This is a genomic window from Anaerobacillus sp. 63XJN7_5_ISO-PGPR-S23-430 (genome assembly GCF_056173695.1).
The window spans coordinates 1887439-1901345 of sequence record NZ_CM149686.1; the positions used below are offsets into that span (position 1 = coordinate 1887439).

A 13907-nucleotide genomic window follows, 5' to 3' on the forward strand; every position below is an offset into this window, starting at 1 on the left:
AAAGTAAATAAAATCCCGATTCATCTCTTTTAACCTTTATGAAAATCATTTATGATTAAAGGAACATAGGAAATTTGTGGCTAAAGGAGTTGGCATATGGAGAAGAAGGAATGGTATCTTGAATATGAAATTCATAAAAACAGACCGGGTCTTCTTGGAGACGTGGCGTCCTTATTAGGAATGCTAGGCATTAACATTATTACGATTAATGGTGTCGATGATATGCGAAGAGGCTTGCTTCTTCTGGTTGATGAAATTCAGCAAATTGAGCGTTTGGAATCTATTTTAAATACAATGGACAATATTACTGTAACAAAGATGCGAGAACCGAAATTGCGAGATCGTCTTGCTGTTCGGCATGGTAGGTACATACAGCGTGATGCGGATGACAAGAAAACGTTTCGTTTTATTCGAGACGAGCTTGGACTACTTGTTGATTTTCTAGCAGAAATTTTTAAACAAGATGGTCATAAGCTTGTTGGAATAAGAGGGATGCCGCGTGTTGGCAAAACTGAGTCGATCGTTGCTTCAAGTGTTTGTGCGAACAAGCGTTGGGTGTTTTTATCTTCAACGATGTTGAAACAAACGGTTCGAACGCAAGTCGCTGACGATGAACTTAACAGTGATCATATCTTTTTAATTGATGGGATTGTATCTGCGAGACGAGCATCTGAACGGCATTGGCAGGTGCTTCGTGATATTATGAGGCTCCCAGCAACAAAGGTTGTCGAGCATCCTGATATATTTGTTCAAGAAACAGAGTATACGATGAACGATTTTGATTATATAATTGAATTGCGAGACGATCCGGAACAAGAAATTACATATCAGGTAATTGAAAATCAATCTTCTGGATTTTCAAGCTTAGACTTTAACTAATTGGTAGGTGTTTTTCATTGACAGAGCTAGGTCAACGTCTGAAAGAGGCTCGAAGCGATAAGGGATTATCAATCGAGGAAATTCAGTCCATTACAAAGATTCAGAAACGCTATCTTCATGCGATTGAAGAAGGAAATTACGAACTGCTTCCAGGTAATTTTTATACGCGTGCATTTATTAAAAACTATGCGGAAGCAGTTGGCTTTAACGGAGAGGAATTTCTTGAGGAATATGCTTCAGAGATCCCTAAAGCAAGTGCAGATGTGCCGGAGAGTTTACCACCAAGGAAAATGAGAAGGCCATCTCAGCCAAGCAAATCTTCATCAGCTTCTTCCAAATGGTCTTCCGTATTTCCGTCTATACTTGTCATTTTGTTGATAGTAGGCGTGGCAGCATTGATCTGGTATGTCGTCCAAAGCGGTGATCAAACGACAAACCAGAATGCTACAACAAACCAGGCGGAGGAACAAATTTCTAGCGATGAGAACAGCGGCAGTGCACCTGATTCAGATGAAGTGAGCGACTCTGAAAACGATGCATCTTCTGAGAAACCTGAAGAGGAACCGAAAGAAGATGAAGAAAAGGAAAAAGAAGAGCCTGCTGAAGAACCTGAAGAAGAGCCTGCCCCTGAAATGGAAATTAAGAAGGTAGACAGCAGCGCTGATCGTTCTACGTATGAGATTACGAATGCAGAGAAGTTTGAAGTGAAGTTAGAAGCATCAGGCAGTAGTTGGGTCGCTCTAACTGGCGCTAGTGATAAGAAGTACGTATATGAAAGTCTTGCCAAAGGGAAAGACGTGACGGAAGACTTATCAAGTGAAGCTTCAGCAACACTTCGTTTAGGGAGTTCGCCAAATGTCGCTGTGTTTGTAAACGGGGAAAAGATTAAGATTCCAAAAGAACCTGTTGTTCAAAATGTGACGTTCAATTTCAAAAAAGCCGAGTAAGTTAAAGGAGTCATCTTGATTAGATGACTCCTTTTCTTACGATTGGTAATGGTGAAGTTTTCCTTTCTGCATGAAAGAAACAGTGTTAGAATAGAATACGATTTAGTGAGGGGAATTGGTACGCATCTTACAGCTAATGAAAACTGATGAAGCCAATGGCTACAACTTATCACATGATCTGATAGGTTAAATGACATTTAGGAGGAACACACTTGAATTTGCCTAATAAAATTACAGTATCACGCATTTTTTTAATTCCTGTATTTCTAATTTTTCTTCTAGCGCCCTTACCGCTTGGTGAAACAGAAATAGCGGGAGCTGTCTTGCTAAATTCCCATTTAGTTGCTACAGCGATCTTTATTTTCGCCTCAGTAACCGATTGGATTGACGGCTACATAGCTAGAAAGCATAACCTTGTCACGAATCTTGGGAAATTCCTGGATCCTCTGGCTGATAAACTGCTCGTTACGTCAGCCTTTGTCTCGCTTGTTGAGCTCGGTGCTGCGCCAGCATGGATTGTTGTCGTTATTCTTAGTCGTGAATTTGCCGTCACAGGGCTTAGGCTAGTTGCTTCTTCAGAAGGAGAAGTACTAGCGGCAAGCAACCTTGGTAAGTTAAAAACATGGATCCAAATTATCGCGATCATTGCTTTGTTAATTGAAAATGTGCCATTCGAAGCGATTGGTTTTCCTTTTGCAACGATTTCGCTATGGGCAGCACTTATTATTACAGTTTATTCTGGGTGGGATTACTTTTCTAAAAATCGTCAGGTACTACTTAAATCACGTTAACACCCTAGGGGAACAGATTAATCTGTTCCCTTTTGAAACCTCTTTAATAAGCGAATAAGCGATCGAATAGGTAAATTTCCCATTGTTTTCAAGGCGCTTCCTTATACGTTAAAGGTAAACCAATGTATAATAGGTGTAGAGAAATTATGAGCTATGGAAACAAGGAAACACCTTGCTTCGGATAGAAGGGATGGTTACAAAATGAATGCAGAAATTATTGGAATCGGTTCAGAGTTACTACTTGGACAAATCGCCAACACAAATGCAAAATTCATCTCAACTCGTTTGGCTGATCTTGGTATCAATGTTTTTTACCATACAGCCGTCGGTGATAACAGTGAACGATTAAAACAAGTTATTGAAGTTGCAGAGTCTCGCTCTGATTTGTTGATTTTCACAGGTGGCCTTGGACCTACTAAAGATGATCTAACGAAAGAGACGATTGCTAGTACTTTAAATAAAAAATTAGTCTATAACGAAGAAGCAATGGAAAACATCCAGGATTACTATAAAAAAACGGGAGCTCCCATGTCAGAGAATAATCGCAAGCAAGCGCTCGTGTTAGACGGAGCTACAGTACTTCGTAACGACAATGGTATGGCCCCGGGTATGGCTGTTACGGCTAACAACCACACATATATGCTTTTTCCAGGACCACCTAAAGAGCTCTATCCAATGTTCACGAACTATGCTGAACCCTATTTACTTGGTCAGTTGAAGCAAGGTGATACGATTGTATCCCGCGTGCTTCGATTCTTTGGCATTGGAGAGTCAAGGCTTGAAGCAGAGCTAGAAGATCTGATTGATCAGCAAACGAACCCGACGATTGCCCCGCTAGCTGGGGAATGGGAAGTTACGCTTCGATTGACAGCTAAAGCCGACACTAAACAAGAAGCGGATAAGTTAATTGATGAAACAGAAAAATTAATTGATGCACGTGTAGGCTCCTATTTATATGGCTATGGAGAGACAACACTCGCAAAAGAAGTCTTCTCACTTCTTAGCGACCGTGATTGGTCTATATCAACAGCAGAAAGCCTTACAGGCGGTATGTTTAGTCAGGAAATAACGGATCTCCCTGGAGCGTCATCACTTTTCTATGGTGGGGTTGTGTGTTACTCTAACGAAGTAAAGCGCGAGATCGGCGTATCAAATGAGACACTAGAAGCATACGGTGCCGTAAGCGAACAATGTGCAATTGAACTCGCTAGAAGCGTAAAAGAGAGATATAAAACCGATGTCGGCATCAGTTTCACAGGTGTTGCAGGTCCAGATCCTAGTGAAGGGAAAGAACCTGGAACAGTGTTTATTGGTGTTGCAGCACCATCTGGTGAGAAAGTGGTCGCCCTCAATCTTGCAGGGAACCGTCATGCCATCCGTAAACGCACTGTGAATCATGGATTGAATACATTATTGAAGTTAGAAAGGTGAATAACGTACGTATGAAGAATTTTGAAGACTTTGCATTGTCAAATGAAGTTAGAAAAGCTGTGCTCGAACTTGGTTTCAAAGAAGCGACCCCGATTCAGGAGAAAGCACTTGAACCAATTTTAGAAGGTAGAGATATGATCGGTCAGGCACAGACCGGTACAGGAAAAACAGCTGCTTTTGGTATTCCTGTTATTGAAAAAGTGAAAAAAATCGGAGGACCTGAAGCCATCATTCTCACACCAACACGTGAGCTTGCTATGCAGGTTGCGACTGAGCTTCAGAAGCTTTCTAAATACAAAGGGTTAAATGTTCTTGCCGTTTACGGTGGGGAGCCAATCTATCATCAAATCCGTGCATTAAAGAGAGGCGTTAACATAGTTGTAGGAACACCAGGACGCATGCTCGATCACTTGAAACGTAAAACACTTCGCACAGATAACGTTCATACAGCTATTTTAGATGAAGCAGATGAAATGCTTGATATGGGCTTTATTGATGATATTGAACTTATTTTCAAGCAGCTGCCGGCTAATCGCCAGTCGCTCTTATTCTCAGCTACAATTCCTGCACCAATCCGTAAGCTCTCCAGCAAATATTTGAAGAATCCACTTACGATTTCCGTTTCTAAAGGAGATATAACAGCGGATACGGTAGAGCAGGTTTATTACAGAACATTTGAAAGTGATAAATTCGATACGCTTTGTCGCGTCATCGAAAGTGAAGACATTCGCCTCGGCATTATTTTTACCAAAACAAAAAAAGGGGCAGCTCAAGTAACAGAGTCATTGAAAAAGCGTGGCTATCGAGCAGAAGAACTTCACGGAGATTTAACGCAACAGCAGCGTTCGAAGGTAATGAATCTCTTTAGAAAATCTCAAGTGAATTTCCTTGTTGCAACAGATATCGCAGCTCGTGGAATTGACGTTGCTCACGTTAGTCACGTGATCAACTATGATATACCTGAGGACCCAGAACGCTATGTTCACCGTATTGGACGTACAGGTCGCGCTGGGAACAAAGGAATTGCGTTAACGCTCGTAACGCCTAAAGACATGCGTTTCCTTCAATCCATTGAATCAAAAATCAAATTGAACCTATCTGCTGAGCCGCTTCAGGATGAAACGGTTGATCTTGATAACATTGTAAAATCTGTTGAAAAGCAGTTGAAAAAGCAAAAGTCTGATTCGACTGCTCGTGAAACAACCGAGCTTCTTTTAGCTAAATATAACGCAGAAGATCTTGTTCAAGCTTTCCTTGAAAACGCCATTCAGCAGAAGCAGAACACGACTCCTTCCGAATATAACTTTGGTGAAACAGGCGGTCAGAATGGAATGGTTCGTTTCTTCTTAAATGTAGGACGTAATATTGATCTTCATCCAAAGAAACTTTTAAGTGAGCTTTCTGTGATGGCTGGCGTTGATACAGAGTCTGTTGGCCGCATTGATATTTTTGAGAAATTCTCATTCTTTGAAGTGCACGAAGACGTTGCACCATTCGTCTATGAAGCGCTTCGAGCTGGCGGTATTGATGGTAAATCAATCCACCTTGAACCAGCTAAACCACAAAAAAGCAGAGTATAAAATAGAACGATCAGCTTCACTACCGGGGCTGATCGTTCTTCTTTCTTTTTTTATCAAGTTATAATAATCGGGACGTGAAAAGTCAATAGGGTAGAAAATAAAAAAAGACGAATAAATGTTCGGTTTTCTATTGGCAAATCACCTAAAAAGAGATATGATAGTGATAGTTTAATAACGAGGAGGAATTCATTCGTGAGTGATCGTAAAGCTGCCTTAGATATGGCACTTAGACAAATAGAAAAACAATTCGGTAAAGGTTCAATCATGAAACTCGGCGAACAAGCTGAGCAAAGAGTCTCTACAGTATCAACTGGTTCACTGGCTCTTGATATTGCTCTTGGTGTGGGCGGTTATCCAAGAGGTCGTGTTATCGAAGTATACGGCCCGGAATCTTCTGGTAAAACAACAGTTGCCCTTCACGCTATCGCAGAAGTACAGCGTAACGGTGGCCAGGCTGCTTTTATTGATGCTGAGCACGCTCTGGATCCGGTTTATGCAGAAAAGCTTGGTGTTAACATCGATGAGCTGCTACTTTCTCAACCTGATACAGGAGAACAAGCCCTAGAAATTGCTGAAGCTCTCGTACGAAGCGGTGCAGTTGATATGGTTGTAGTTGACTCCGTAGCTGCTCTTGTACCAAAGGCAGAAATCGAAGGTGAAATGGGAGATGCACACGTTGGTTTGCAGGCGCGTCTAATGTCTCAAGCGCTTCGTAAGCTTTCAGGTGCGATTAATAAATCCAAAACTACCGCGGTCTTTATTAACCAGATTCGCGAAAAAGTTGGGGTTATGTTCGGGAACCCAGAAACAACTCCAGGCGGACGTGCGCTGAAGTTCTATTCATCTGTTCGATTAGAAGTTCGTCGTGCTGAAACGCTGAAGCAGGGTAACGACATGGTCGGTAACAAAACGCGTATTAAAGTTGTCAAGAACAAGGTCGCTCCGCCGTTTAAACAAGCAGAAGTTGACATTATGTACGGAGAAGGGATTTCTAAGCAAGGTGAGATCCTTGACATTGGTTCAAACCTTGAAATTGTTCAGAAGAGCGGCGCATGGTTCTCTTTCGAAGGCGAACGTCTTGGACAGGGCCGTGAAAATGCAAAGCAATTCTTGAAAGAAAACCCAGCAATGGAAGCTGAAATTGAAGGGCGTATTCGCGCTCATCACAATCTTGATGCAGATAAGCAGCTAGATGAATCAGCTGCAGGTAAAGATACGCTTCTACCTGAAGAAGAATAAGACGCTTGATAGAAAGTCGGTCATAATGGCCGGCTTTTTATCTACTTACATAGTCTGTCGATACGAAACGTTGTACTGACATAGAGAGCTGAATTTCCATGATCAGGCAGTGAATGACCGCTCAATCAAGGCAATTTCACTAAGAGTTCAAGGCGAAAAAAAGAGCAATAATGAGTAATTTGAAGGGATTTTGCCCTGATGTGCTCTCTTGACAACCTTTACTCTGAAAGATACAATATTAATTGTATAATTATAATTTTCTAGTAGAATTATACTTTATTCTTAACAGATGAAATGTGCTGGATTGAAATTTTGCAAGTGGTACTAAGAATTAACATGACAGCAAACCAACAAGTTGATAGCAGGAGGAGGTGAGTTCGATGGATATAGTGATCATCATCTCCACTATGCTGGTCTCTGCAGTCGTCGGAGCAGTTGTTGGATTTCTTGTTCGCAAAACGATTGCTGAAGCGAAAATCTCCAGTGCAGAAATGGAAGCGCAACGGATTATCAAAGAAGGTAAAAACGACGCTGAAGCTTTGAAGAAGGAAGCTATGCTTGAAGCGAAGGACGAGAATCATAATCTTCGTGTTGAAGCTGAGCGTGAAATTCGTGAACGCAGAAATGAGTTACAAAAACAAGAGAATCGTTTGGTACAAAAAGAAGAGGTCCTTGATCGCAAAAGTGAGACTCTTGACAAAAAAGAGGATTCCCTCGAAAGAAGAGAGGACTCTCTCACCAAAAAACAACGGCAAATTGAAGAGATGGAAGGCAAAGTGGAGGAGTTGCTTCAAGAGCAACAACACGAGCTTCAGCGAATTTCTGGTTTAACAAGGGAAGAAGCGAAGCAAATCATCTTCCGTGAAAGTGAGCAGGAGCTTGAGCATGAGCTGGCGCAGATGGTGAAAGAGCGCGAGAACTATGCGAAAGAAGAAGCTGATAAGAAAGCGAGAGAAGTACTTTCGCTTGCGATTCAGCGCTGTGCAGCGGATCATGTTGCAGAAACAACGGTTTCCGTTGTAAACCTGCCTAATGATGAGATGAAAGGTCGAATCATCGGTCGTGAAGGCCGAAACATTCGAACTCTTGAAACGTTAACGGGAATTGACTTGATTATCGATGATACACCTGAGGCAGTTATTCTGTCCGGTTTTGATCCGATACGAAGAGAAATTGCTCGTAATGCCCTGGATAAGCTCGTACAGGATGGAAGAATTCACCCTGCACGAATTGAAGAAATGGTTGAGAAATCACGCAGGGAAGTGGATGAATACATTCGCGAAGTTGGAGAACAATCCACATTTGAAATTGGAGTTCACGGACTCCACCCGGATCTCATTAAGATCCTGGGCCGTTTGAAATTCCGTACAAGTTATGGACAGAATGTCTTGAAGCATTCCATGGAAGTTGCTTATCTAACGGGTCTTATGGCCGCAGAGCTTGGAGAAGACGTACAGTTAGCACGTCGCGCTGGTCTCCTTCATGACCTTGGTAAAGCGATTGACCACGAAGTCGAAGGTAGCCACGTTGAAATTGGCGTTGAGCTTGCGACGAAGTATAAAGAGCATCCGGTTGTTATTAATGCAATCGCATCTCACCATGGTGATACGGAAGCAACATCAGTAATTTCAACGCTTGTGGCAGCAGCCGATGCATTGTCAGCTGCACGTCCGGGAGCGCGTCGTGAAACACTTGAGACGTATATTCGCCGTCTTGAGAAACTTGAGGAAATTTCAGAGTCGTTTGAAGGCGTTGAGAAATCATTCGCGATTCAAGCTGGCCGAGAAATCAGGATCATGGTTAAGCCTGATCTTGTTGATGACGTTTCATCATATCGTCTCGCACGAGAAATTACGAAGAAAATTGAAAATGAACTGGACTACCCTGGGCACATTAAGGTCACGGTCATTCGTGAAACAAGGGCAGTTGAGTATGCAAAATAAAGCGATGCCGCGTGCATCGCTTTATTTAATTTCACCTAAAACTTACGAATCATACTTTCTTTTGATAAACTGATAAAGAATGAACTAAGAGATTGGAGCATTATAATGAATATACTTTTTATTGGAGACGTTGTTGGCTCTCCCGGACGCAATATGATTTCTACTTATTTACCTCGCTTAAAGAAAAAATACAAACCTACTTTTACGATTGTGAATGGCGAGAATGCGGCAAGTGGTCGCGGCATTACAGAGAAGATCTACCGTGGCTTTCTTGAGTCAGGCGCTCAAGTCATTACGATGGGTAATCATACATGGGACAACCGTGAAATTTTTGAATTTATCGATCGTGCTCCTAAACTCGTCAGACCTGCTAACTTCCCAGAAGGAACGCCAGGAAACGGTTCAACGATTGTGAACATTAATGGTGTTGAAGTAGGTGTCATTAACTTGCAGGGAAGAACGTTTCTTCCTGCGATGGATGATCCGTTCCGTAAAGCGGATGAACTGATTGAAGAGATGAGAGAGAGAACACCGGTCATTTTTGTTGATTTTCATGCAGAAACAACGAGTGAAAAACAGGCGATGGGCTGGTATCTTGATGGCAGAGTGACGGCAGTCGTGGGAACACATACTCACGTTCAAACAGCTGATGAGCGCATCTTGCCAGGTGGAACGGCTTATATGACAGATGCAGGAATGACAGGTCCTTACGATGGTATTCTTGGTATGGAGCGTGAAGCGGTAATTAAGAAGTTCCTTACGACAATGCCTGTAAGGTTTGAAGTAACAAAAGGTCGGGAACAACTTAGTGGGGTCTTTTTAACACTAGATCCAAAAACTGGTAAGGCAACAAAGATTCAACGGATTGCGATCAATGACGACCATCCATTCTATGATTAAAACGTTTTGAAAAGATGACGGAAACAGCAGGAATACAAGCTTCTTACAAGGAATATAGTCTAGAGTGGTAATGGATGATCAAATTAAGGAGGGGCTATAATGGATATATTAAAAGTTTCAGCAAAATCCAATCCTAATTCTGTAGCTGGTGCACTTGCGGGCGTCCTTAGGGAACGCGGTAATGCCGAGATTCAAGCGATTGGAGCAGGTGCATTAAATCAAGCTGTTAAAGCAGTAGCCATCGCAAGAGGGTTTGTAGCACCTAGTGGCGTTGACCTCATTTGTATCCCTGCTTTCACCGATATTTTAATTGATGGTGAAGAGCGTACCGCAATTAAGCTCATTGTAGAGCCTCGCTAAATCATTCCGTCAGAAAAACCTGTTTGTTTTTACAAACAGGTTTTTTATACTTTAATTTGAAACGCAGAAGAATGAAGGGGGATCTTAATGAATATAGTAGATGCACACTGTGACGTATTATGTAAAATGTGGTTGAATCCATCGCTTTCTTTTGAAAATGGGGAAGGACTCCATACAAACCTTGAGCAAATGAGAAGGGCAGGAGCAAAGCTACAGCTTTGTGCGATCTATGTTCCAGAAAGCGTGCCGGCTTCCGCTAAATTTGATTGTGCCCTTGAAATGGTTGAGATTTTCCACGAAAAGGTTATCAAGCCATATGAGGATGTTGTTGCGGTTTATTCCAAAAAAGAGGCAGAGCAGCTTCCTGATGGGAAAATAGGAGCGATGCTCACGTTAGAAGGCGTAGATGCAATAGGGAGTGAAGCAACAAGGCTTAAAACGCTCATTCGACTTGGTGTGCGATCGGTTGGATTAACGTGGAATTATGGGAATGCAACGGCAGACGGTATTCTTGAATCAAGGGGCGCAGGGTTAACTGATTTTGGAAGAAGCGTTGTCGATTTACATAACCAGCATCGAGTGTGGACGGATGTTTCGCATCTTTCAGTACGAGCATTTTGGGATGTGTTAGAGCAAGGGCGCTACGTCATCGCTTCTCACTCGAATGCCAAAGCCATTTGCACCCATCCAAGAAACTTGGATAATCAACAGTTATCGGCGCTAATTGAAAAGAATTCCTTGATCGGCGTGACGTTTGTGCCTAAGTTTCTACGAAATGACCGGAATGCAAGTGTTTCTGATATTATCCATCATATTGAACACATCTGTAGCCTCGGTGGCGCGGAGAATATTGGACTTGGCTCAGATTTTGATGGAATTGATCAAGTTCCGAAAGATTTAACATGCTACAGCGACTATCCTCGACTTATTGAGGAGCTACATCGCTATTACAATGATGACCAAGTAAATGGGTTTTTAGGTGAAAACTTTATGGCTAGAATGCCTGAGTAAGTAAGAATTTAGTAATTGTGAGCTTCGTGAGCAGGGAATTATCATCCTATTTCGAACTAGTAATATAAGCAAGCGGTTTCAGGTACTAGATTAGAAAGGGTGGGACGTTATGATCGAACAACTTTCGTGGAAAGTTGGAGGACAGCAGGGTGAAGGAATAGATAGTACAGGAGAAATATTTGCGATCGCATTAAATCGACTTGGCTACTACTTGTATGGTTACCGGCATTTCTCGTCCCGTATCAAAGGCGGGCATACGAATAATAAGATCCGTGTTAGTACGAAAGAAGTTCGAGCGGTCTCAGATGACCTTGACATGCTTATTGCGTTTGATCAGGAAACAATTGATGTGAATGCTCATGAGCTTCATAGTAAAGGAATTATTATCGGTGATGCCAAATTCAAGCCAGTGAAGCCTGAGAAATGTCAGGCGACGCTCGTGATCATTCCCTTTACTGAAATCGCAACTGAACTAGGGACATCACTGATGAAGAATATGGTGGCAATTGGCGCAACAAGCGCGGCGTTAGGAATTGATACTGCGACGTATCAAGCTGTCGTGGAAGAGATATTTGGCCGTAAAGGCGAAAAAGTTGTGAACAATAACATGGAGGCGATTCAGCGTGGCGCTGATGCTTACAATGAATCCTCGGGTAATCGTGTTCAAACGCTTTCGTTAAAGAAAGCGGATGGAAAGCACCGTATGTTCATGATTGGAAATGATGCGATCGCGCTTGGTGCCCTGGCGGGAGGGGCAAGGTTAATGGCTGCATACCCAATTACGCCAGCATCAGAAATCATGGAATACTTAATTAAGAAGCTGCCAGAGTTTGGTGGGACGGTCGTGCAGACGGAAGATGAAATTGCGGCTGCAACGATGGCCATTGGCTCAAATTACGCAGGCGTTCGAACGTTAACCGCATCTGCAGGGCCAGGTTTATCCCTTATGATGGAGGCTATAGGCTTATCTGGTATTACTGAAACGCCTCTTGTGATCGTTGATACGCAGCGTGGGGGACCGAGTACGGGACTTCCTACTAAACAAGAACAGTCTGATTTACTGGCGATGATTTACGGCACACATGGAGAGATTCCTAAGATAGTGATTGCACCAAGTACCGTTGAAGAAGCATTTTATGATGCGATTGAAGCATTCAATCTTGCTGAGGAATATCAGTGTCCGGTCATTCTACTATCTGATCTTCAATTATCATTAGGAAAACAAAGTGTTGAACCGCTCGATTACAATAAAATCAAGATTCGTCGAGGGAAGTTAAATGATGACGCAATCGCTGAGCGAGAAGATAAATCATATTTTAAACGCTTTGAAGTTACTGATGATGGGATATCTAATCGCGTGATTCCTGGAACGAAAAATGGTATTTTTCATGTCACAGGAGTAGAACATGATGAGACAGGAAAGCCATCTGAGGTTCCGCAGAATCGAAAAGATCAAATGGAGAAGAGGCTTCGTAAAATCAGCAATTTATCATTTCCACAGCCTATTTTTAAAGTGGAGCAGCATGAAGAGCCAGATGTGCTTCTGATTGGTTTTAATTCGACGAGAGGAAGTATTGAAGAAGTAATGCCAAGACTTGAAGCAGATGGATTAAAAGTAAACCACGCGCAAATCCGACTTGTCCATCCTTTCCCTGCAGATGAGCTTAGGCCAATGTTACAGGCTGCGAAGAAAGTGATTGTCATTGAACACAATGCGACTGGTCAGCTTGCAAGTCTCGTAAAAATGAATGTAGGTTATGGGGAGAAAATTGAAAGTCTATTGAAATACGATGGAAATCCATTTCTACCTGGAGACATCCACCAACAATGCAAGGAGATGTTAGCGAATGGCCACATTTAAAGATTTTCGGAATCAGGTAAAACCTAACTGGTGTCCTGGCTGTGGAGATTTCTCGGTTCAAGCGGCCATTCAGCGCGCGGCAGCAAATGTAGGTCTTGAACCAGATGATCTTGCTGTAATTTCCGGCATTGGTTGCTCTGGTCGTATAAGTGGGTATATTAACGCGTATGGCTTTCATGGGATACATGGCAGGTCCCTTCCTATTGCACAGGGCGTGAAGATGGCAAACCGAGAATTAACGGTTATTGCATCAGGCGGAGATGGGGACGGCTTCGCAATCGGTATGGGGCATACGATTCATGCGATGCGACGAAATATTGATATTACCTATATCGTGATGGACAATCAAATTTATGGTCTAACGAAAGGACAGACCTCTCCAACGAGTGCAGAAGGCTTTAAAACAAAAAGTACGCCTACAGGTTCCATTGAGTCGTCTTTATCGATTATGGAACTTGCGCTCTCAAGCGGCTGTGGCTTTGTGGCCCAAAGCTTTTCAACAGATTTAAAGGACCTTGTAGCGATCATAGAGCAAGGAATTCAACATAAAGGCTTCTCTTTAATTAATGTGTTTAGCCCGTGCGTTACGTTTAACAAAGTAAATACGTATGACTGGTTTAAACAGAACCTCATTAGCTTGAATGATATCGAAGGATATGATCCGAAAAATCGAATGATGGCGATGCAAACATTAATGGAACACGACGGATTGGTAAAAGGTCTTATATATCACAACCCTAATCGTCCTTCTTATCAAGAGTCCGTAAGAGGATATAGTGCAGATGCCTTATCGAAGCAGGAGCTATCGCTTCCAGAGGAGAAGTTCTCGGAATTAATGGCTGAATTTATGTAATACTAACATGAACCCTTCTGTGTAGAAGGGTTTTTTTATGGGGATTTTGTCGTTATCCCATTCCATAAATAAAACTATAACTGTCCGCGTGTGGAGGACGGTTCACCTTTAC

At 42.4% G+C, this 13907-nt stretch carries 12 protein-coding genes; all 12 read left to right on the plus strand.

From position 1 onward, the window contains the following. Positions 1-96 precede the first annotated feature (96 nt). The 12 genes from AC0VYJ_RS10140 (at position 97) to AC0VYJ_RS10195 (ending at position 13795) form a co-directional block, all read left to right on the plus strand. A complete protein-coding gene (locus AC0VYJ_RS10140; protein WP_194221453.1) occupies positions 97-879 on the plus strand; it encodes a YmfK family protein in 783 nt (260 codons plus the stop codon). 17 nt (positions 880-896) lie between these two features. Next, positions 897-1826, plus strand: a complete 930-nt coding sequence (locus tag AC0VYJ_RS10145) for a helix-turn-helix domain-containing protein (protein ID WP_430242600.1) — start codon at positions 897-899, stop codon at positions 1824-1826. Between the two features lie 212 nt (positions 1827-2038). After that, on the plus strand, positions 2039-2617 hold the full coding sequence (pgsA, locus tag AC0VYJ_RS10150) for a CDP-diacylglycerol--glycerol-3-phosphate 3-phosphatidyltransferase (RefSeq protein WP_194221455.1): 579 nt from the start codon (positions 2039-2041) through the stop codon (positions 2615-2617). Between the two features lie 201 nt (positions 2618-2818). After that, the gene (locus tag AC0VYJ_RS10155) at positions 2819-4048 is read left to right on the plus strand and encodes a competence/damage-inducible protein A (RefSeq protein WP_430242597.1); all 1230 of its coding nucleotides are present in this window, start codon (positions 2819-2821) and stop codon (positions 4046-4048) included. A gap of 11 nt (positions 4049-4059) precedes the next feature. After that, a complete protein-coding gene (locus AC0VYJ_RS10160) occupies positions 4060-5628 on the plus strand; it encodes a DEAD/DEAH box helicase (RefSeq protein WP_194221456.1) in 1569 nt (522 codons plus the stop codon). A gap of 192 nt (positions 5629-5820) precedes the next feature. Next, positions 5821-6867, plus strand: coding sequence for a recombinase RecA (gene recA / locus AC0VYJ_RS10165; protein WP_404682215.1), 1047 nt, complete (start codon positions 5821-5823; stop codon positions 6865-6867). Between the two features lie 380 nt (positions 6868-7247). Continuing rightward, on the plus strand, positions 7248-8810 hold the full coding sequence (gene rny, locus AC0VYJ_RS10170; protein ID WP_194221458.1) for a ribonuclease Y: 1563 nt from the start codon (positions 7248-7250) through the stop codon (positions 8808-8810). A 105-nt stretch (positions 8811-8915) separates the two neighbouring features. Continuing rightward, the gene (locus AC0VYJ_RS10175; protein WP_226612874.1) at positions 8916-9710 is read left to right on the plus strand and encodes a TIGR00282 family metallophosphoesterase; all 795 of its coding nucleotides are present in this window, start codon (positions 8916-8918) and stop codon (positions 9708-9710) included. Between the two features lie 99 nt (positions 9711-9809). Next, a complete protein-coding gene (spoVS, locus tag AC0VYJ_RS10180; RefSeq protein ID WP_044391806.1) occupies positions 9810-10070 on the plus strand; it encodes a stage V sporulation protein SpoVS in 261 nt (86 codons plus the stop codon). 87 nt (positions 10071-10157) lie between these two features. Next, entirely contained in the window at positions 10158-11081 is a 924-nt protein-coding gene (locus tag AC0VYJ_RS10185; RefSeq protein WP_475367291.1) for a dipeptidase, read from the plus strand. 109 nt (positions 11082-11190) lie between these two features. Continuing rightward, a complete protein-coding gene (locus AC0VYJ_RS10190) occupies positions 11191-12942 on the plus strand; it encodes a 2-oxoacid:acceptor oxidoreductase subunit alpha (RefSeq protein WP_475367292.1) in 1752 nt (583 codons plus the stop codon). Then, on the plus strand, positions 12929-13795 hold the full coding sequence (locus AC0VYJ_RS10195) for a 2-oxoacid:ferredoxin oxidoreductase subunit beta (protein WP_194221462.1): 867 nt from the start codon (positions 12929-12931) through the stop codon (positions 13793-13795). The genes AC0VYJ_RS10190 and AC0VYJ_RS10195 overlap by 14 nt, the downstream gene beginning before the upstream one ends. Positions 13796-13907 lie beyond the last annotated feature (112 nt).